General features: G+C 70.5%; 14 protein-coding genes. 12 read left to right on the forward strand and 2 right to left on the reverse strand.

Translation table 11 applies throughout. The annotated features are described in order from the left end of the window. Positions 1-38 precede the first annotated feature (38 nt). Entirely contained in the window at positions 39-983 is a 945-nt protein-coding gene (locus ACWCP2_RS33995) for a ScbA/BarX family gamma-butyrolactone biosynthesis protein (RefSeq protein WP_450912421.1), read from the reverse strand. A gap of 140 nt (positions 984-1,123) precedes the next feature. Between ACWCP2_RS33995 and ACWCP2_RS34000 the strand changes: the two genes are divergently transcribed. Beyond that, positions 1,124-1,723: a ScbR family autoregulator-binding transcription factor gene (locus ACWCP2_RS34000; RefSeq protein WP_450912422.1), complete on the forward strand. Its 600-nt coding sequence runs from the start codon at positions 1,124-1,126 to the stop codon at positions 1,721-1,723. Beyond that, entirely contained in the window at positions 1,720-2,805 is a 1,086-nt protein-coding gene (locus tag ACWCP2_RS34005; RefSeq protein WP_450912423.1) for an NAD-dependent epimerase/dehydratase family protein, read from the forward strand. Before ACWCP2_RS34000 ends, ACWCP2_RS34005 begins: the two co-directional genes overlap by 4 nt. On the opposite strand, the gene ACWCP2_RS34010 is transcribed toward ACWCP2_RS34005, so the two are convergent. Beyond that, positions 2,711-3,325, reverse strand: coding sequence for a TetR family transcriptional regulator (locus tag ACWCP2_RS34010; RefSeq protein WP_450912424.1), 615 nt, complete (start codon positions 3,323-3,325; stop codon positions 2,711-2,713). The two genes, ACWCP2_RS34005 and ACWCP2_RS34010, sit on opposite strands and share 95 nt — an antisense overlap. Positions 3,326-3,746: 421 nt before the next feature. On the opposite strand from ACWCP2_RS34010, the gene ACWCP2_RS34015 reads away from it, so the two are divergent. The 10 genes from ACWCP2_RS34015 to ACWCP2_RS34060 all read left to right on the forward strand — a co-directional run bounded on the left by ACWCP2_RS34015 (position 3,747) and on the right by ACWCP2_RS34060 (position 19,210). Continuing rightward, the gene (locus ACWCP2_RS34015) at positions 3,747-4,967 is read left to right on the forward strand and encodes an IS701 family transposase (RefSeq protein ID WP_450912425.1); all 1,221 of its coding nucleotides are present in this window, start codon (positions 3,747-3,749) and stop codon (positions 4,965-4,967) included. 202 nt (positions 4,968-5,169) lie between these two features. After that, a complete protein-coding gene (locus ACWCP2_RS34020) occupies positions 5,170-5,613 on the forward strand; it encodes a winged helix-turn-helix transcriptional regulator (RefSeq protein ID WP_450912426.1) in 444 nt (147 codons plus the stop codon). A gap of 162 nt (positions 5,614-5,775) precedes the next feature. Then, positions 5,776-6,777, forward strand: a complete 1,002-nt coding sequence (locus ACWCP2_RS34025; protein ID WP_450912427.1) for a DUF1702 family protein — start codon at positions 5,776-5,778, stop codon at positions 6,775-6,777. Positions 6,778-6,903: 126 nt separating this feature from the next. Then, the gene (locus tag ACWCP2_RS34030; protein ID WP_450912428.1) at positions 6,904-7,890 is read left to right on the forward strand and encodes a DUF1702 family protein; all 987 of its coding nucleotides are present in this window, start codon (positions 6,904-6,906) and stop codon (positions 7,888-7,890) included. A 56-nt stretch (positions 7,891-7,946) separates the two neighbouring features. Further along, entirely contained in the window at positions 7,947-9,800 is a 1,854-nt protein-coding gene (locus tag ACWCP2_RS34035) for a CRTAC1 family protein (RefSeq protein WP_450912429.1), read from the forward strand. 2 nt (positions 9,801-9,802) lie between these two features. Further along, positions 9,803-10,924: an enediyne biosynthesis protein gene (locus tag ACWCP2_RS34040; RefSeq protein ID WP_450912430.1), complete on the forward strand. Its 1,122-nt coding sequence runs from the start codon at positions 9,803-9,805 to the stop codon at positions 10,922-10,924. Next, positions 10,921-16,860 (forward strand): SDR family NAD(P)-dependent oxidoreductase, encoded by a 5,940-nt coding sequence (locus ACWCP2_RS34045; RefSeq protein ID WP_450912431.1) that lies wholly within the window; start codon positions 10,921-10,923, stop codon positions 16,858-16,860. The genes ACWCP2_RS34040 and ACWCP2_RS34045 overlap by 4 nt, the downstream gene beginning before the upstream one ends. A 3-nt stretch (positions 16,861-16,863) precedes the next feature. Beyond that, positions 16,864-17,322: an acyl-CoA thioesterase gene (locus ACWCP2_RS34050; RefSeq protein WP_450912432.1), complete on the forward strand. Its 459-nt coding sequence runs from the start codon at positions 16,864-16,866 to the stop codon at positions 17,320-17,322. Then, positions 17,319-17,864 carry a flavin reductase family protein gene (locus tag ACWCP2_RS34055; RefSeq protein ID WP_450912433.1) on the forward strand — a complete coding sequence of 182 codons (546 nt, stop codon included), beginning with the start codon at positions 17,319-17,321 and terminating at the stop codon, positions 17,862-17,864. Before ACWCP2_RS34050 ends, ACWCP2_RS34055 begins: the two co-directional genes overlap by 4 nt. After that, positions 17,861-19,210: a cytochrome P450 gene (locus ACWCP2_RS34060; RefSeq protein ID WP_450912434.1), complete on the forward strand. Its 1,350-nt coding sequence runs from the start codon at positions 17,861-17,863 to the stop codon at positions 19,208-19,210. Before ACWCP2_RS34055 ends, ACWCP2_RS34060 begins: the two co-directional genes overlap by 4 nt. The last annotated feature ends 113 nt before the right edge of the window (positions 19,211-19,323 follow it).

Here is a 19,323-nt window from a genome sequence, read left to right on the forward strand (position 1 = left end):
CTTAGTACGTAGAACTTCTGATCGGCCCCGACGGTTACTCAGACAGAACTCACATCTGTCATTTCCGCAGAAGCGGTGAACGCGAAGCTTCCGCCCTGTAGGGCGTTGACGCGGACCATGCGACGTGCGGCCGGCCCCTCGCCCGACAGTGCTTCCGCCTCGATCCAGCAGGGCTCGTCGAGTTCGACGTAGCGGTTGAAGGTGATGTCCATCGACGTGGCGATCACCGGGCTCCACGACGGTTGGAGAGCATGCCCCGCCTGGCGCACGGACTCCAAGAGCAACATGCCCGGGACGTGGTCGAGCGGGTGGTCGAAGAGGACCGGGTGGCTTGTGTCGACGCGCAGTTGCCAGCGCCCGCGTTCCGGCGTGGGGGACAGCACGATGTCCTGGCTGCGGTGGCGCCCCACCGTGTGCCGGGAGACCGCCTGCGGCGCCGCAAGTGCGTTCTCGAAGATCTGCCGGTCTCCCCGGCCCTCCCGAAGGCGCTGGTACACCACGGGGGAGTGGCAGCCGAACCGGGTGCTGGCCACGGCGAGCAGGGACCCGTTGCGCACGACGTCGAAGTGCATGGACACCTGAGTCGGAAGTGACCGGTGGTACCTGATGTCCGAGACCGTCACGTGGAGTTCGACTTCACAGGGGCTGCTCTCGATGTTTAAAACCTGCGGGTTGACCGAGTACTGCATCCGTTGCCAGCTGAGCTGGTGGCCGAACGGAACGTTGTAGGCGACGTGCGTGAGCAGCAGGAGCGTCTGCCGTACCGTCTCTACGAGCAGCAACGGATCGTGGAGACCCTGCTCGGAGGCGTAGAAGCTGTGGCTTCTGGGCCATTGGGCCTTGACCACGAAGCCGTCGGGACCGGTCCTGTCCCAGCCTGTCAGGAACACCTCCGACAGGCTCGCTCTGTGTACGTACTCCTTGGCGACCGTCGTGGTGAGGGCGGGTTTCGCCGCCTCCGGACGTTCTGTGGTGATGGGCATGCCTCTCCCCTGAAGCGTGCGTAAATGGGCCCATGACCGGACTGCCGACCGGCGGGGCTGATCTGTAAAATAAGGGCGTTCGTTTTTTTTGTCGAGAGAGACCGAGAGTCCTCATGGCTGAACCGAAGCAGGATCGGGCGGTGAAGACGCGCGAAGCGATCATCTTTGCCGCCGCCGAAGTCTTCGATGAGTGCGGGTACCAGGGCGCGAGCATCAGCAAGATCATGAATCGCGCTGACGTCACGCAGGGAGGGCTGTACTTCCACTTCAAGTCGAAGAAGGGGCTGGCCCTTGCCGTCATGGCCCAGCAGCAGGAGTTCGTGCGCTTCCCCGAGGGGGACATCGGTCTGCAGAGACTGATCGACCTCAACTTCTTCCTCGCGCACGAGCTCCAGAGCAACGTCCTCTTCCGGGCGAGCGTCCGGCTGGCCGTGGACCAGGGTGACTTCGGGGTGCAGGACGACACCGCATACCAGGAGTGGGTGGACCAGTTCCACGCGCACATGTGCGCCGCCCGGCAGCAGGGTGAGCTGCTCGACGACGTCGATGAGAGGGAGTTCGCCAACGTGCTCGTGGGTGCCTTCAGCGGTACCCAGATCTTCTCCAACGTCTCCACCGGACGTGCCGACCTGCCGGAACGCATCGCGTCGCTGTGGCGCTACCTGCTTCCCTCGATCGCCACCCCGCAGGCGCTGGCGCGGCTGCGCATCCCGGCCGGCCGCCTGCGTCTCGTTGCGTGAGGCCCCGTCAGGTCGTGGTCACCGGCGCGACGGGGTTCATCGGATCGGCGGTCCTGGGGGAGTTGGCCCGCCGCCGTGACGCACCGGACGGCGGCCGGTTCCCGCGCATCCGTGTGGTGGGGCGCCGGCTGCCGCCCGAGGCGGCGGCACTCGTCGACGAGTGGGTCCCCGGTGACCTGGCGGATCCGGCCACGCTGCGAGGGGTGTGCGAGGACGCGGACGTGCTGCTGCACCTGGCGTCGTCGCTCGATGCCGCCGAGGACAAGTGCGCGGCGGTGAACGTCCGGGGAACCGCGGACCTGATGGGCGAGGCCGAACGGGCCGGAACCGGCCGGATCGTCCACCTGTCGACGGCGGCCGTCTACGGACCGGGGCCGCACGCGGGGATCGCGGTGAACGAGGTCGAACCGGCCCCGGTCTCGTCCGCGAGCCGCACCCGATTAGCCGGCGAGGCGTACGCCTTGGCCGCCGGCGCGACGGTCCTGCGTCCGGGACTGGTGGTGGGGCGGGGCGACCGCTGGGTCGTGCCCGCCTACGCCGCGCTCGTCGACGCGGTCCCCGCATCCTGGGAGGGCGGCCGCGGACTGCATTCCGTCGTGGCGGTCGAGGACCTCGCCCGCCTCATCGTGCACGTCGGCTGCCTGTCGAGGCTGCCGGAGGGCCGTGTCTGGCATGCCGGCCACCCCGAACCGGTGAGCACCGGTGACCTGTTGAGCGCTCTGGCAGACCACCGGGTGCTGCCGGCCGTGTCGGGTGAGATGGCCTGGAACGAGTGCGTGGACGGGCTTCGTGCGTCAGGGTCCGGTGAGAGCGAGAGGGTCTTCTCGCTCCTCACCCTCGACCACTGGTACGACAGCCGTGCGGTCTGGCGTGCGGCCGGCTGCCACCCGGGGCCCGGCCCGCTGGCACGGCTGGCCGGGATGGCGTCCTGGTACCGCTCTTGGCTCGCGGACCACGGCCGTTCCCAGCCGTCGAGCGCCGCCGGCGTCAGCTCTCTTCCGCGCTCCGCTGCGGGGGCAGGAGGTCCTGGCCCGAGTTCTCGGCGGACACTCCGGCCAGTGCCAGATGCCAGACGCGCTTGAGCTGAGCGACGGCGCTTTCGAATTCCACTTCCGTGCCGATGCGGCTGCGCAGGTAGGCCTCGGCGCCGCTGGTCAGATGCTCTACCAGCGTGGTGACGTCCGCAGGAAGTGCGCTCTCGCGAAGTTGGCCGGATTTGTAGGCCTGATCAAGGAGCTCTTGCACGGTCGGCAGCCACGTGTCGGACCAGGAGGCGGTGCCGGGGCGCTCCCGGGACAGCCGGATGGCCGACCGTACCGCCGGTTCCTGCTCCATCAGGCGGGCGAGCTCCAGCGTGAGGTCGACCACCATGCGCAGGGCCGGCAGGCTCTCGGAGACCACGCCCGTCAGCGCGGCCTGCGTCACCGTGCGGCCTTCCTCCTGCACCGCGTCCGCCAGTTCCCTCTTGGACGGGAAGTGGAAGGTCACGGCTCCTATGGACATGCCGGCCGCGGTGCTGATCCTGGCCAGTGACGTTCCGTCGTAGCCCGCGTTGTCGAACTCCACGGCCGCGGCCCGGATGAGGGCATTGCGCGTGCGCAAGGCCCGCTCCTGCTTCACCACGCTGTCTCCTCAAGAGCGTTCTGATCCGCGGGACCTATGAGGGACCGGCTGTCGAACCGATGGCGCACCGCATGGTTGTCCCAGCCGGCGTTCACGTTTGGGAACCAGTCTTCCGGCGCTCCACAGCCTTCCGCAAGGTGGAGTTGCCCAAGACGTATCGGGATTTTCCAGACGGTACCGCTTCCGCTATGTCGCATCCGGATGTGCTCCGGCGAACGTTGACGCGCGGTCGAGTGCGGCTCCACGCGCCAGGGTGCGGGGCCGTACCGAACGTGCTGGTCGGAGCCCGACTTGGCAAAGTGCATCAGGCAACTCTCCTGAGTCGCAAAAAAAACAGGGTGTTCGCTATTATTCTAACGTGGTCAGCAGTCGCGGGCCGATACGAAGGAGGGAACCCGCCATGGTCGCGCATGTTGTGACGAGCACTCGAACCTCGGTGCCGGTGTTCGCGGAGCAAGTGTTCGAAGCTCTGCCCCGGACGGACCAGCGGCGTTGGGCCCAGGCCTACGTGCACGGGCTGCTCACGACGCCGGGCAAGAAGACGGTGCGCCGCCTCGCCGCGGCGATCACCGATTCGCCCACCGCGTCCCAGTCGCTGCACCAGTTCGTGAACGCGAGCCCGTGGGACTGGACCCCGGTTCGCGCGGAGCTGGCCCGCTGGACCGAACAGCAGGCGGCGGCCCGCGCACTGGTGGTCGGCCAGGCGGTGCTGCGCAAGCGCGGGGAGTACTCCTGCGGCGTGCACCGGCGCTTCGTCGCCTCGACCGGACGCTCCGTCACCTGCCAGGTGGGCGTGGGTGGTTTTCTGGCCACCGACGACGGGGCGATGCCCGTCGACTGGCGGCTGCTGCTGCCCGGATCCTGGGCCAAGGACCCCGAACGCCGGCTGCGCACCAAGATTCCGGCCGAGGCCGGACAGCGGTCGCTCGAACAGCACGCGCTCGACGTGGTCGACACCCATGCGGAAGCCAGCCGCAGGGCGCAGATACCGGTCGTCGCCGACCTCGCGGAGTCGGTGGGAGCCGCCACGTTCGTGCAGGGCCTCGCCCAGCGCGGGCGTGACTTCGTCGTCGCGGTTCCCGGCAACCTCCAGGTGATGGTCGGCCGTCACCTGCGGCTGCAGCGGCCGCACTTGGCCGACGGTCCGGCCCTGCTGCTCGCGGCCCGCACTCTCTTCGAGGTCGAAGGGGCCAGCATGGCCCGGGTCGAGACGGTGAGTTCCTGGGGCGGGGTCGGCGGGCACAAGACCGTCGTCTCCAGTTTCGTGCGGCTGCCCGAGCCGGGAGCGGCCGGAGCGCCGGTCCAGCGCACCTACCGGCTCTTCGCCGTGCGGCCCGAGCGCGGGCGCGAGCCGCTCAAGCTGTGGCTGACCAACCTCAACCACGCCCGGACGGAGGACGTCATCGGGTTGACCCGACTGCTGGGCAGCGCCGCCGACAGTGTGCGGGAGATGGAGAGCGAATTCGGCCTCCTCGACTTCGAAGGCCGTTCCTACCCGGGCTGGCACCACCACATGACACTGGTGTCCGCCGCCTACGCGTACAACCGCTTCGGCCGGGGACCGTCCGGGACCGCGGAGATCACGCGCCGGGCCGCGGAGCTGGTGCTCGCCGCCGCGTAAGCACAAGGACAGCGCACCGCTACGGATGCCCGCCGCCGTGACCATCACGAGGCGGCGGCAGCCGAGGCACCCCGTGTCCGGCGAGACTCCCGCCGGAGCGTCCGCGAAGGCTTGCAGGATCCGCCCACGACGACCGGCATCATGAATCGCCCTCTTCATCCGGGTCCTTTCATGAAACTCGTGGTGTGCATAGTGTGAGGGGATGCTGAAACACACGTATGAGGGCCAGGACTGCAACCTGGCCCGGACCTTGGAGGTCGTGGGGGAGCGCTGGACGCTGTTGATCGTCCGCTCGGCCCTCCTCGGTATCAAACGCTTCGACGGCTTCCTGGGCAACCTCGACATTGCTCGCAACGTTCTCACCAACCGGCTGGCCCGGCTGGTCGAGGCAGGGATCATGGAGCGGGTGCCCTACCAGGACCGGCCCGTGCGCTACGAGTACCAACTCACCACCGCAGGGCGGGATCTGACCCGGGGTGTCATCGCCCTGATGCAGTGGGGCGACCGGCACCTGCACCACGAGCAGGGGCCGCCGCGCCGAGCCGATCACATCGGCTGCGAGGGCGCGGTTCACGTCGAGCTGCACTGCGGCCACTGCGGACGCCAGGTCCACGACGAGGAAGTGGACGTGCGTTCCATCCGCTGACCTTCCCCCGGCTCCCGTGCCCCCACCCGAAGATGCCTCGGTGCGCTTGAACCTCACTTGAGCCGCAGGGTGCGCACGGACGGAGATGCCCGGCCGTGGCCCGGGCGCACACGATGTGGCCTCCGGCCGCCGTCAGAGCGGCCCGTACGAGGAGGCGTCTCCGTGCCCGCACTGGGAGCACTGCGCAGGCTGGCCATGGCCCCGTCCCTGGACGAAGTGAGCTTCGCCGGACGCGGTTTCTCCGTCGAGCCGACCGAACGGACCCGCAAGCTGGAGGCCGTACCCCAGGCCGTCGTCACCGGTTTCGAGTGGGGCATCGAGGACCGCGCCCTGGCGACGACCGAGCGCCGGCTCTCGCTGGTCGACCCCGAGGTCCAGGGCTTCGCGTACGAGGGCGCCACCATGGCCTGCGCCATCCGCGACGTGATGGGCCCCGGCAAGGGCCACCGCACCCGGGACCTGCTGCGGGGCGGCGGCAAGCGGCACATCTTCCTCAACTACATCGGCATCGGCTTCGCCATGGCCAAGCTGCCCCGCCCGATGTGGAAGAAGCTCGTCCCCGACCTGACCGAGCCGCAGTACTACCCGGCCATGAGCTGGCTGTGCGTCGACGGATACGGCTTCGACCGCGCCTACTTCGACACCAAGCGCTGGGTCGGCGGGCAGCGGCTGGACACCCCCTACCTGTGGGACGGCGACGCGGACTACTTCCAGCGCGCCTTCGACCAGGGTGTCGGCCGTGCGCTGTGGTTCATCCACGGCGGCCACGTCGCACACGTCTCGGCCGCCGTGCGCGCCTTCGCATCGGCCCGCCAGGGCGACCTGTGGAGCGGTGTCGGCCTGGCCGCCACCTTCGCCGGGGGCACCACCGCCGCCGACCGTGCGGCGCTGCGCGCCGAGGCGGGGGAGGACTGGGACCACCTGGCGCAGGGTTCGGTGTTCGCCGCCAAGGCCCGCCACCACGCCGGCTTCGTCCCCGAGCACAGCCGGGCCGCCGTCGAGGCCTTCACCGGCCTGGGCGTGGAGGCCGTGGCGCTGCTCGCCGACGACACCGCCGCGAGCGAGCCGCAGGCCGGCGTCGGACCGGCCTACGAGGTGTGGCGCCGCAATGTCCGCGAGCAGGTGCGCGCTTCGGCGGACGCTTCCGCGGGCGCGCTCGTCTGACGCTTTCGCCTACTTCGGCGAGTTCAGGACGATTGAGCACGCGGGAAGTAGAGCCCCTCCTGGACCCCTGTATAGATTCCCGTTTGCTGAGGGGATTCAGGGTTCTACGAGGGGCGGTTTTCTTCGGTGTCCACGATATTTGGTGCGCTACGGCGGCGGGTTCTCACACCTCCCGATTCTGAGACGACCATGGAGGTGCGCGGGTTCCATGTGAAGGACCCGCAAGCCAAGGCGCGTCTGGAGCACATCGGCAAGGTATTCCTCCAGGGATATGCCTACGCCGTGGAGGCGGGCTCGCCCGCCGAGGCCGAGGACATGCTGGAGACCGTCCCCCGGGACATGCGCGGATTCGCGTACGAGGGCGCCGGCATGGGTGCCGCGGTGTACGACTCGCTGCCGGGGCACAGCGGCCGGCTGGACGGCCTGCTGGCGGGCAAGGGCAGCCGTCACGACTACATGATCTATGTCGGTGTGGGCTGGGCGATGGCCCGGCTGCCGAAGCTGCTGTGGCCGGACATCCGCAAGACGGACCCGCTTCTGCGCTGGCTCGCCCTGGACGGCTACGGCTTCCACCAGGCGTACTTCAAGACGGATTCCTACGTGCGCACGCCCGCCGCCGAACACCCGTTCAGCTGGCACGGCGGACACAACCACTACACCCCGAACGCCATCGACCAGGGCATCGGCCGCGCGCTGTGGTTCGTCGGCGGTACCGATCCGGATGTCGTGACCAACCTGATCGCCTCCTATCCGAAGGCACGGCACAGCGACCTGTACGCGGGCGCCGGCCTCGCCTGCGCGTACGCCGGCGGTGTCGGCGAGGACGAGCTGGCCCGCTTCGTCGAGGGAGCGGGGGAGCACCGCTGGTCGCTCGCCCAGGGCTCCGCGTTCGCCATCGAGGCACGCATCAAGGCCGACACGATCATCGACCACACCCACCTCGCCGCCCGTGTCGTCTGCGACACCACCGCGGCGCAGGCGGCCTCGGTGTGCGTCGGGCTGCGGCCCGACCCCCGGGGCCAGGGTGAATCTCCCGCATACGAGTCCTGGCGGCGTGGAGTCGCCACCGAGCTTGCTTCTCTCTCTCTTACCCGGAAAGGTGCCGATCAGTGACGGCCAAAAAGAACTGGGCGCTGAGGAACGCGCCGGGAATTGTCGCTCTTACCGTAATGGTCGGCACTTTCTACGGTGTTCAGCTCCCCGAGTCCTCGGCGGCCGAGACTGCGAAGCTCGCGAAGAACTTCGGGTTCGAGTCGCTTTCGATCGCCATGCCTGCCGGATTCCCGAAGCAGGAAGTCCGCAAGGTCAACAAGGCATACCGGCACATCGAGGGATGGATCTCCTCGGTCGGCGCCGGTATCGCCGTCAACGACATCGACGGCGACGGCCTGCCCAACGACCTGTGCGTGAACGACCCGCGCATCGACCAGGCCGTGCTCACCCCGGCGCCGACGCGCAAGGACGCCGCGTACGCGCCCTTCGCCCTCGACCCGAAGCCGCTGCCGACCAGCACCACGTCGGCACCGATGGGCTGCATGCCCGGCGACTACAACGAGGACGGCGCCACCGACGTCCTCGTCTACTACTGGGGCCGCACCCCGGTCATCTTCATGAACAAGAACGTGAAGGGGCAGCCGCTGTCGGCCGCGACCTTCACGCCGACCGAGCTGATCCCGGGCACGACCGGCGCGAAGTACAGCGGGCCGCTGTGGAACTCCAACGCCGCCGCGTACGCCGACTTCGACGGTGACGGCCACGACGACATCTTCATCGGCAACTACTTCCCCGACAGCCCCGTCCTGGACGACACCGTGGACGGCGGCGTCGTGATGAACGAGTCGCTCTCGCACGCCAAGAACGGCGGCGGCGGCCACTTCTTCCGCTGGACGGAGAAGGGCTTCGAGAAGACCGAGAACTCCCTGCCGGAGGGCCTGCGCAAGGGCTGGACCCTCGGTGCCAGCGCGGCCGACCTCGACGGCGACCACCTGCCGGAGATCTTCCTCGCGCACGACTTCGGCACCTCGTCGATGCTCTACAACAAGTCGGTCCCCGGCAAGATCGAGTTCGCCGAGGTCAAGGCGGTCCACAGCGGCACGGTGCCCAAGTCGAAGGAGATCGGGCGCAGCTCCTTCAAGGGCATGGGCGTCGACTTCGGAGACCTGGACAACGACGGGCTGTACGACCTGTTCGTCAGCAACATCACCACCTCCTTCGGCATCCAGGAGTCGAACTTCGCCTTCATCAACCAGGCGAAGAGCCAGTCCGAGCTCCAGGGCAAGCTCAAGCAGGGCGAGGCCCCGTACGAGGACAAGTCCGCCGACCTGGGCGTGGCCTGGTCCGGCTGGGGCTGGGACCCCAAGATGGCCGACTTCGACAACGACGGCAACCTGGAGATCACCCAGTCCCTCGGCTTCGTCAAGGGCAAGACCAACCGCTGGCCCCAGCTCCAGGAGCTGGCCACCGCGAACGACGCCCTGACCTCGAACCCGACCTGGTGGCCGAACGTCCGCCACGGTGACGACCTGGCCGGCGGCCAGCACATGCGCTTCTTCGCCAAGGACGAGGAGAGCGGACGCTACATCGACCTGGCCAAGGCCCTCGGCATCGCCGAGCCCATCCCGACCCGCGGCATGGCCCCGGCCGACGTCGACGGCGACGGTCTGGTCGACCTGGCCGTCGCCCGCCAGTGGGGCGAGCCGGTCTTCCTCCACAACGTCAGCGACAGCACCGGCTCGTACCTGACGCTCAACCTCAAGCGCGAGTCCGGCTCTCCCGCGGTCGGCGCCGAGGTCTGCGTCGAAATGCCCGACGGCACCATGCGCGTGGCCCGCGTCGACGGCGGCGGCGGCCACTCCGGCAAGCGCAGCAACGAGGTCCACATCGGTCTCGGCAAGGGCGTCAAGGACGCGCTGCCGGTGAAGCTCACCTGGCGCGACCGCACCGGCGCCGTCCACGAGCAGAAGCTGAAGCTGACGCCCGGACAGCACACCGTCGAGCTCGGCACCCAGGCGAAGGAGAAGTGACCATGTCCGCAACCCTGACGGCTGTCCCAGCCCCGGCGGGCCCACGCCACAACCCGAAGGTCGTCACCGCGCTCCGCCGGTTCGCGATGTCCATCTCGGTGCTCAACATCGTCGGTTACACGGTGCTCGGCTTCGAGCAGCCCTGGACCTGGCCGTTCATCGCGCTGGCCACCTCCTACACCCTGGAGATCATCCTCGAGCTGATCGGTGCCCGCTCGGAGGGCCGCGAACCGCGCTTCCGCGGCGGCGGTCTCAAGGGCCTGATGGAGTTCCTCTTCCCGGCCCACATCACCGCCCTCGCGGTGAACATGCTGACCTACGTGAACGACCGCGTCTGGGTCATGGTCTTCGGCGTCATCGTCGCCGTCGGCACCAAGTGGGTGCTGCGTGCCCCGGTCAAGGGCCGGATGCGGCACTTCATGAACCCGTCGAACTTCGGCATCGCGGTCATCCTGGTGCTCTTCCCGTGGGCCTCGATCGCGCCCCCGTACCACTTCACCGAGTACCTCGACGGCGGCTTCGACTGGCTCGTCCCGGCCGTCATCATCTCGCTCGGCACGCTGCTCAACGCCAAGCTCACCGAGCGCATGTGGCTGATCCTGGCCTGGGTCGGCGGCTACGCCCTCCAGGCGATCATCCGCGGTCTGATCTTCGACACCTCCATCCCCGCGGCCCTCGCGATGATGACCGGTGTGGCGTTCGTGCTCTTCACGAACTACATGATCACGGACCCGGGCACCACGCCCTCCTCCAAGTGGGGCCAGATCGCCTTCGGCGGCGGCGTCGCCACCATGTACGGCGTCCTGACCGCCGCGCACATCGTGTACGGCATCTTCTTCGCCACCGCCATCGTCTGCGCCATCCGCGGCGCCTTCCTGTGGAGCGCCGACGTCGTCGCCAAGCGCCGCGCCGCCGAGGCCGCCGACCAGGCCGCCGAGATCAAGGCCGGGGCCGTCACCGCCGTCCTGCCGGTCCAGAAGGCCTGCGACTGCACCGGCGAGTGCGCCTGCCCCGTCCCGGCCGCGGCCGTCGCCGCGTGCCCCAACGGCTGCGCCGACGCCTGCGCCTGCCCCGTCCCGGTCTCCGAGAAGGCCGCCCAGGAAAGGATCTCGGTGGCGGCATGACGACGCGAATAGCCATCGTCGGCATGGCCTGCCGATATCCCGACGCCGCGACCCCGGGTGAGCTCTGGGAGAACGCCGTCGCCGGACGGCGTGCCTTCCGCCGGCTGCCCGACGAGCGGATGCGCCTGGACGACTACTGGGACTCCGACCCGACCACCCCGGACACCTTCTACGCCCGCAACGCCGCGGTGCTGGAGGGCTACGAGTTCGACCGGATCGCCCACAAGATCGCGGGCAGCACCTACCGCTCGACCGATCTCACCCACTGGCTCGCCCTGGACACCGCCGGGCGCGCCCTGGCCGACGCGGGCTTCCCGGCCGGCGAGGGCCTGCCGCGCGAGCGCACCGGCGTCATCGTCGGCAACACGCTCACCGGCGAGTTCGCCCGCGCCAACGTGATGCGGCTGCGCTGGCCGTACGTACGGCGCGTGATGGCCGAGGCCCTCGCGGGCCAGGAGGACTGGGACGAGGACCGCGTCGCCGAATTCCTCGGCGACGTCGAGGCCTCGTACAAGGAGCCCTTCCCGGTCATCGACGAGGACACCCTCGCCGGCGGTCTGTCCAACACCATCGCGGGCCGCATCTGCAACCACTTCGACCTCAACGGCGGCGGCTACACCGTCGACGGTGCGTGCTCCTCCTCGCTCCTGTCGGTCACCACCGCGGGCACCTCGCTCATCAACGGCGACATCGACGTCGCCGTCGCGGGCGGCGTGGACCTGTCGATCGATCCGTTCGAGATCATCGGCTTCGCCAAGACGGGCGCGCTCGCCAAGGGCGAGATGAAGCTCTACGACCGCGGATCCAACGGCTTCTGGCCCGGCGAGGGCTGCGGAATGATCGTCCTGATGCGCGAGGAGGACGCCCTCGCGGGCGGTCACCGCATCTACGCGACGATCGCCGGCTGGGGCGTCTCCTCCGACGGCCAGGGCGGTATCACCCGGCCCGAGGTCAGCGGCTACCAGCTCGCCCTGAGCCGCGCCTACGAGCGCGCCGGGTTCGGCATCGAGACGGTCCGCCTCTTCGAGGGCCACGGCACCGGCACGGCCGTCGGCGACGCCACCGAGCTCACCGCCCTCATGGGCGCGCGGGCCGCGGCCGACCCGAAGGCGCCCGTCGCCGCGATCACCTCCATCAAGGGCATGATCGGCCACACCAAGGCCGCCGCCGGCGTCGCGGGCCTGATCAAGGCGGCCCTGGCCGTCGACAACCAGATCCTGCCGCCGGCCATCGGCACCGTGGACCCGCACGAGCTCCTCGCCGAGGAGGGCGCGAACCTCAAGGCGCTGCGCAAGGCCGAGGCGTGGCCCGAGGGCGCGCCCCACCGCGTGGGCATCACCGCCATGGGCTTCGGCGGCATCAACACCCACGTGGTCCTGGACGAGCCGGCCAACCGGCGGCGGGCGGCTTCCAGCCGCCGCTCCGCCACGCTGGCCAGCTCCCCCCAGGACAGCGAACTGCTGCTGCTGGAAGGAGATTCGCCGCGCGGGCTGCTCGCCCGGGCCGGCGAGGTCTCCCGCTTCGTCGCGCGGGTCTCCTACGGTCAGGTCTCCGACCTCGCCGCGACCCTCCAGCGCGAACTGCGCGGCCTGCCCTACCGTGCGGCGATCGTCGCCTCCTCGCCCGAGGACGCCGAGCGCCGCCTGCAGCACCTGTCCGACCTGCTGGAGTCGGGGGAGACCTCGCACACCTCGGCCGACGGGCGCAGCTTCCTGGGCAAGGCCAACGGCCGCGGCCGCATCGGCTTCCTCTTCCCCGGCCAGGGCTCCGGCAAGGGCACCGGCGGGGGCGCGCTGCGGCGCCGCTTCCCCGAGGCCGCGGAGGTCTTCGACCGGGCGGGCCTGCCGACGACCGGCGACATGGTCGCCACCGACGTCGCGCAGCCCCGTATCGCCACCGGCTCCGCCGCGGGCCTGCGGGTCCTGGACTCGCTGCGCCTGGAGGCCTCGCTCGCCATCGGGCACAGCCTCGGCGAACTCTCCGCCCTGCACTGGGCCGGCGCCCTCGACGAGGACACGCTGCTGGAGGCGGCCCGGGTACGCGGCAAGGCGATGGCCCGGCACAGCACCTCGGGCACGATGGCCTCGCTGGGAACCGACCCGGAGCAGGCCGTCCAGCTGATCGCCGGGCTCTCGGCCGTCATCGCGGGCTACAACGGGCCCCGCCAGACGGTCGTCGCCGGATCCGTCGAGGACATCGAAGAGGTCCAGCGCCGCGCCGAGCGCGCCGACGTGGGCTGCACGCGGCTGTCCGTCTCGCACGCCTTCCACTCGCCGCTGGTCGCCCCGGCCGCCGAATCCTTCGGCTCCTGGCTCTCCGGCGCCCGCATCGCGCCGGTCTCCGGCAAGGTCGTCTCGACCGTCACCGGCGCCGAGCTGGAGCGCTCCACCGACGTGGTGGAACTGCTGAGCCGCCAGATCACCGACCCGGTCCGCTTCACCCAGGCGGTGCGGGCGGCCGCGACCGAGGTCGACCTGTTCATCGAGGTCGGCCCGGGCCGGGTGCTCAGCGGCCTCGCCCAGGCGACGACCGGGATCCCGGCGCTCTCGCTGAACACCGACGACGAGTCGCTGCGGCCGCTGCTTCAGGTGGCGGGCGCCGCGTTCGTCGCGGGCGCTCCCGTCGCACTCGACCGGCTCTTCCAGGATCGCCTGATCAAGCCGCTGGAGGTCGGACAGGAGTTCAGCTTCCTGACCAGCCCCTGCGAGGCCACGCGCAAGGACCTGAACCACGAGCAGAGCGGGCCGAAGCCCGCCGCGGCGCCGGCCGACAGGGCCGACAGGGCCGACAAGGCGGCCCGGGCGGACAAGGCGGCCAAGGCGGCCAAGGCGATCAAGGCCGCGAAGGCCGCCAAGACCGCGAAGGCCGCCGAGGCCGCGCAGGAACGGACCGCCGAGCCTGCGGCCCCCTCCGCCGACGGCGAAGCCGCCCTGGAGGTACTGCGCAACCTGGTCGCCGAGCGCGCCGAACTCCCGGCCGACCTCGTGGACCCGGCCAGCCGGCTCCTGGACGACCTGCACATGAGCTCCATCACCGTGGGCCAGATCGTCAACCAGGCGGCGACCTTCCTGAAGATCCCCGCCTCGCAGGTCCCGACCAACTTCGCGACGGCCACCCTGGCCGAACTCGCCGAGGCCCTCGACACCCTCGCCACCACCGGCGGCGTGGTGGAGGACGACGGCGCCGCCCCGGTCATCGTCGGTGCGGCGACCTGGGCCCGGCCCTTCGCCGTCGACCTCGACGAGGTCGCCCGGCCGCACACCGCCCCGGCGGAGGCCGACGGCTCCTGGGAGCTGTTCGCCCCCGAGGGCGGGGTGCACGCCGAGCGGCTCAAGCAGGAGCTCGAACAGTCAGGCGTCGGCTCCGGCGTCCTGGCCGTGCTGCCCAAGGGCATCTCCCAGGAACGGGTCTTCGAGATCCTGGACCTGGCCAAGAGCGCGCTGACGGGCCGCCGGGACCGCAGGTTCGTCCTGGTGCAGGACGGCCGCGGCGCGGCCGGTCTGGCCAAGACCCTGTACCTGGAGGCCCCGCACCTGCGCACCACCATCGTCCACACCCCGGTGACGGAGGACCTGGTGGAGCGGGTGCTGGCGGAGGTGGCCGCGACCACGCGATTCACCGAGGTCCACTACGACGGGGCCGGCGTGCGCCGCGTCCCGACGCTGCGGGCCCTGCCCGCGGCGCAGGAGCGCGAGGACGCGCCCCTCACCTCCTCCGACGTCCTGCTCGTCACGGGCGGCGGCAAGGGAATCTCCGCGGAGTGCGCCCTGGCCGTGGCCCTGAAGACCGGTACGAAGCTGGCCGTCCTCGGCCGCTCCGACCCGGCCGAGGACCAAGAACTCGCCCGCAACCTCCAGCGCATGGCCGACGCCGGCATCGGTGTGCACTACGCCCGCGCCGACGTCACCGACGCCGGCCAGGTACGGGGCGCGGTCGCCGAGCTCGAAGGAGCGCTCGGCAAGGTCACCGGCCTGCTGCACGGCGCCGGCCGCAACGAGCCGAACGGCCTGGTCCACCTGGAGGCCGAGGACTTCCGGCGCACCTTCGCGCCGAAGGTCGACGGCCTGCGCACCGTCCTGGACACCGTGGGCGCCGGCAACCTCAAGCTGCTGGTCGCCTTCGGCTCCATCATCGGCCGGGCCGGCCTGCGCGGCGAGGCGCACTACGCGACCGCCAATGAGTGGCTGGCCGACCTCACTGAGGACGTCGCCCGCACCCACCCGCAGGTGCGCGCACGTTGCATGGAGTGGTCGGTGTGGTCCGGCGTCGGCATGGGCGAGAAGCTCTCCGTCGTCGAGACCCTCAACCGCGAGGGCATCATCCCGGTCTCCCCGGACCAGGGCGTGGAGATTCTGCTGCGCCTGATCACCGACCCGGACGCACCCGTGGTGAACGTCATCAGCGGCCGCACCGAGGGCATCGACACCGTACGGCGCGACCTGCCGCCGCTGCCGCTGCTGCGCTTCACGGGCAACCCGCTGGTGCGCTACCACGGCGTGGAGCTCGTCACCGAGGTCGAACTGAACGCGGGCACCGACCCGTACCTGGCCGACCACCTGCTCGACGGCAACCTGCTGCTTCCCGCCGTGATCGGCATGGAGGCCATGGTCCAGGTCGGCTCCGCGGTCACCGGCCGCACCACCACCCCGGTCATCGAGGGCGCCAAGTTCCTGCGTCCCATCGTGGTCCCGCCGAACGGCAGCACCCGCATCCGCATCGCCGCGACCGTGACCGGCGCCGACACCGTCGACGTGGCCATCCACGCCGAGGAGACCGGATTCGTCGCCGACCACTTCCGCGCCCGCCTCGTCTACACCGACGCGGCGCCGCCGGAGGGCGAGCCGCTCCAGGTTCCCGCCGACACCCCGGTGGTTCCCCTGGATCCGGCCAAGGACCTCTACGGCAGCGTCCTGTTCCAGGGCGCCCGCTTCCAGCGCCTCAACCGCTTCCACCGGGCGGCCGCCCGGCATGTGGACGCGGACGTGGACGTGCAGCGCCGGCCGCAGGACTGGTTCGCCGGCTTCCTGCCCGGTGAACTCCTGCTCGCCGACCCGGGCATGCGCGACGCGCTCATGCACGGCAACCAGGTGTGCGTCCCCGACGCGACCTTGCTGCCCTCGGGCGTGGAGCGCATCCACCCGCTCGGCAACGGCAGCCACGTACCGGACAAGCTGCGGTACGCCGCGATCGAGCGCAGCCGCGACGGCGACACCTACGTGTACGACATCGCCGTCCGCGCCGAGGACGGCACCGTCGTCGAGCGCTGGGAGGGCCTGACCCTGCACGCGGTGCGCAAGACCGACGGGTCCGGCCCCTGGGTCGCCCCGCTGCTCGGCCCGTACCTGGAGCGCACGCTGGAGGACGTCCTCGGCGCCCGCATCGCCGTCGCGGTCGAGCCGCACGGCGAGGCACCGGCCGGTTCGGTCTCGCAGCGCCGCAGCTTCACCGCGGACGCGGCGGCCCGGGCCATGGGCGCCCCGGTGACGGTCAACCACCGTCCCGACGGCCGCCCCGAGCTGGAGGGGAGCCGGCACATGTCGATGTCGGCGGCCCACGGCCTGGGCGTCACCGTCAGCGCGGTCTCCAGCTCCGAGGTGGCCTGCGACATCGAGGCGGTCAGCATGCGGCCCGCCGCGGAGTGGCGCGGTCTGCTCGGCGAGCACACCCCGGTGGCCGCGCTCGTCGCCAAGGAGACGGGTGAGGCGCCCGACACCGCGGCCACGCGCGTGTGGAGCGCCTCCGAGTGCCTGAAGAAGGCCGGGATCTACGTGGGCGCACCGCTGACGCTGCTGCCGAGCCGCAAGGACGCCTGGGTGGTCTTCGCCGCCGGCGACCTGCGGATCGCGACCTTCGTCACCGCGCTGCGCGACGCGCTGGAACCCGCGGTCTTCGCCTTCCTGACCAACGAAGCAGATCTCATCGAGGGGCGGTCCTAAAACATGGCTGACGACTACTTCGAGTACCTGCACACCGTCGGATTCGAGGAGACCAACCTCGTAGGGAACGTCTACTACGTGAACTACCTGCGCTGGCAGGGCCGGTGCCGCGAGCTGTTCCTGTACCAGAAGGCGCCGGACGTGCTGGCCGAGGTGCAGGACGACCTCAAGCTCTTCACGCTCAAGGTCGACTGCGAGTTCTTCGCCGAGATCACGGCCTTCGACGAGCTGTCGATCCGGATGCGCCTGTCCGAACTTGGGCAGACGCAGCTGGAGTTCACGTTCGACTACGTGAAGATCACCAAGGGTGTCGAGGTCCTCATCGCCCGTGGCAGGCAGCGCATCGCCTGCATGCGCGGCCCGAACACCAACACGGTGCCCTCGCTCATCCCCGAGGGCCTGGCACGGGCCCTGGAGCCGTACTCGGCACAGAGCCGGGCCATGTCGGGGCGAGCCGCATGACCGTCCTGACCGCCGCACCGCCGCAGGGTGTCGCCATCGGCGACCCCTCGCGGCTGCGGCGGGCCTTCGGGGCCTTCGCCACCGGGGTGACCGTGGTGACGGTGGGCGGTGCCTCCCCGCGGGGCATGACCGCCAATTCCTTCACCTCGGTCTCCCTGGACCCGCCCCTGATCCTGGTGAGCGTCGGGAAGGAGGCGGTCATGCACCGCCGTCTCGCCGAGGCCGCCACCTTCTCGGTGTCGGTGCTCGGCGCCGGCCAGGAGGGCGTGGCCCGGCACTTCGCCGACCGGTCGCGGCCCATGGGCGCGGGCCAGTTCGACGCCGTCGACTGGCTGCCCGGCGCCACCACCGACGCCCCCCTGATCGCGGGGGCCGCGGCGCACTTCGAGTGCGCGAAGTGGAGTGCGTACGACGCCGGGGACCACACCCTCTACCTGGGGGAACTGCTCGCCGCGGACGAGCTCCCGGACCGCGAGCCGCTGGTGTTCCACCACGGCTCGTTCCGGGAGCTCGTCCCGGCCCAGCGCGGAGGCGCGCGATGAGCGCGCACCCGCCGGGTCCCGCCTTCTGGGAGCTGCCGGGGCTGCTGCGCAAGCTGGCCGTCGACCGGCTCGCCATGATGCGCGACGCCGCGGAGCTCTCCGACGCCGTCCGCGTGTCGATGGGGCCGAAGAAGATGTACATCTTCAACCGCCCCGACTACGCCAAGCACGTCCTGGCCGACAACGCGTCCAACTACCACAAGGGCATCGGGCTCGTGGAGTCCCGCAAGGTGCTCGGCGACGGCCTGCTCACCAGCGAGGGCGACCTGTGGAAGGCGCAGCGCCGCAACGTGCAGCCCGCGTTCAAGCCGGGCCGCATCGCCGCCCAGGCGGGCATCGTGGCCGAGGAGGCCGGACGTCTGCTGGACCTGCTGCGGCTCAAGGGCGGCGGGGGAGCGGTCGACGTGCTCCACGAGGTCACCGGACTCACCCTCGGGGTGCTCGGCCGGACCCTGATGGACATGTCCATGGACGGGCACGACGGGATCGCGCACGCCTTCGAGGCCGTGCAGGACCAGGCCATGTTCGACATGGTCACACAGGGCCTGATGCCGACCTGGCTGCCCTTCGCGACCCAGCGCAACTTCCGCAGGGCCCGTAAGGACCTGACGGCCACCGTCGACGTGCTCGTCGCCGACCGCAGCGCCCGGATGTCCGACGGAGACGGCGCCGACGACGCCTTCTCCCGGATGATCCTCGCCGCCCGCAAGGAGAGCGACCCGGCCCTCGGCCGCAAGCGCCTGCAGGACGAGCTCGTCACCCTGCTCCTCGCCGGGCACGAGACGACGGCGAGCACGCTGGGCTGGACCCTGCTGCTGCTCGCGCGCCACCCGCGGGTACGGGACCTGGTGCGCGACGAGGCCCGCGCGGTCCTGGCCGGCGGACGCCTCCCCGAGGTCGACGACCTGCACAAGCTCTCGTACACGATGCAGGTCGTGCAGGAGGCCATGCGGCTCTACCCGCCGGTGTGGATCCTGCCGCGGATCGCCCAGCAGGCCGACGAGGTCGGCGGGTTCACCGTGCCGGCCAAGGCCGACGTGCTGGTGTGCCCGTACACCCTGCACCGCCACCCGGACTTCTGGGAGGACCCGGAGCGCTTCGACCCGAGCCGCTTCGAGGTGTCGCGGGTCGCCAACCGGCCGCGCTACGCGTACATCCCCTTCGGGGCCGGACCGCGGTTCTGCATCGGCAGCAACCTCGGGATGATGGAGGCGGTCTTCGTGACGGCCCTGCTCACCCGTGACCTGGACCTCGACGTGGTGGCGGAACACGAGGGAGTCGCCGAGCCGATGATGTCGCTGCGCATGCGGGGCGGCCTCCCGATGACGATCCGCTCGGCGGACTGACCTACGACGCACTGCCCACGAAGAAGGGGCCGGCCGCGGTGACTGACGAGCAGCGCGCCGAGCAGATACTCGACGTGTTCGACATCGCCTTCGGCGAGCTGATCACCGCAGAC

This window comes from Streptomyces sp. NPDC002104 (assembly GCF_053593795.1).

What these genes read in the sequence shown, in the direction of transcription:
- ACWCP2_RS33995 (WP_450912421.1), bottom strand. Translation starts at nt 983, where the DNA reads ATGCCCATCACCACAGAACGTCCGGAGGCGGCGAAACCCGCCCTCACC.
- ACWCP2_RS34015 (WP_450912425.1), top strand. Translation starts at nt 3,747, where the DNA reads ATGGTCGCGCATGTTGTGACGAGCACTCGAACCTCGGTGCCGGTGTTC.
- ACWCP2_RS34020 (WP_450912426.1), top strand. Translation starts at nt 5,170, where the DNA reads ATGCTGAAACACACGTATGAGGGCCAGGACTGCAACCTGGCCCGGACC.
- ACWCP2_RS34035 (WP_450912429.1), top strand. Translation starts at nt 7,947, where the DNA reads ATGGTCGGCACTTTCTACGGTGTTCAGCTCCCCGAGTCCTCGGCGGCC.
- ACWCP2_RS34040 (WP_450912430.1), top strand. Translation starts at nt 9,803, where the DNA reads ATGTCCGCAACCCTGACGGCTGTCCCAGCCCCGGCGGGCCCACGCCAC.
- ACWCP2_RS34045 (WP_450912431.1), top strand. Translation starts at nt 10,921, where the DNA reads ATGACGACGCGAATAGCCATCGTCGGCATGGCCTGCCGATATCCCGAC.
- ACWCP2_RS34050 (WP_450912432.1), top strand. Translation starts at nt 16,864, where the DNA reads ATGGCTGACGACTACTTCGAGTACCTGCACACCGTCGGATTCGAGGAG.
- ACWCP2_RS34055 (WP_450912433.1), top strand. Translation starts at nt 17,319, where the DNA reads ATGACCGTCCTGACCGCCGCACCGCCGCAGGGTGTCGCCATCGGCGAC.
- ACWCP2_RS34060 (WP_450912434.1), top strand. Translation starts at nt 17,861, where the DNA reads ATGAGCGCGCACCCGCCGGGTCCCGCCTTCTGGGAGCTGCCGGGGCTG.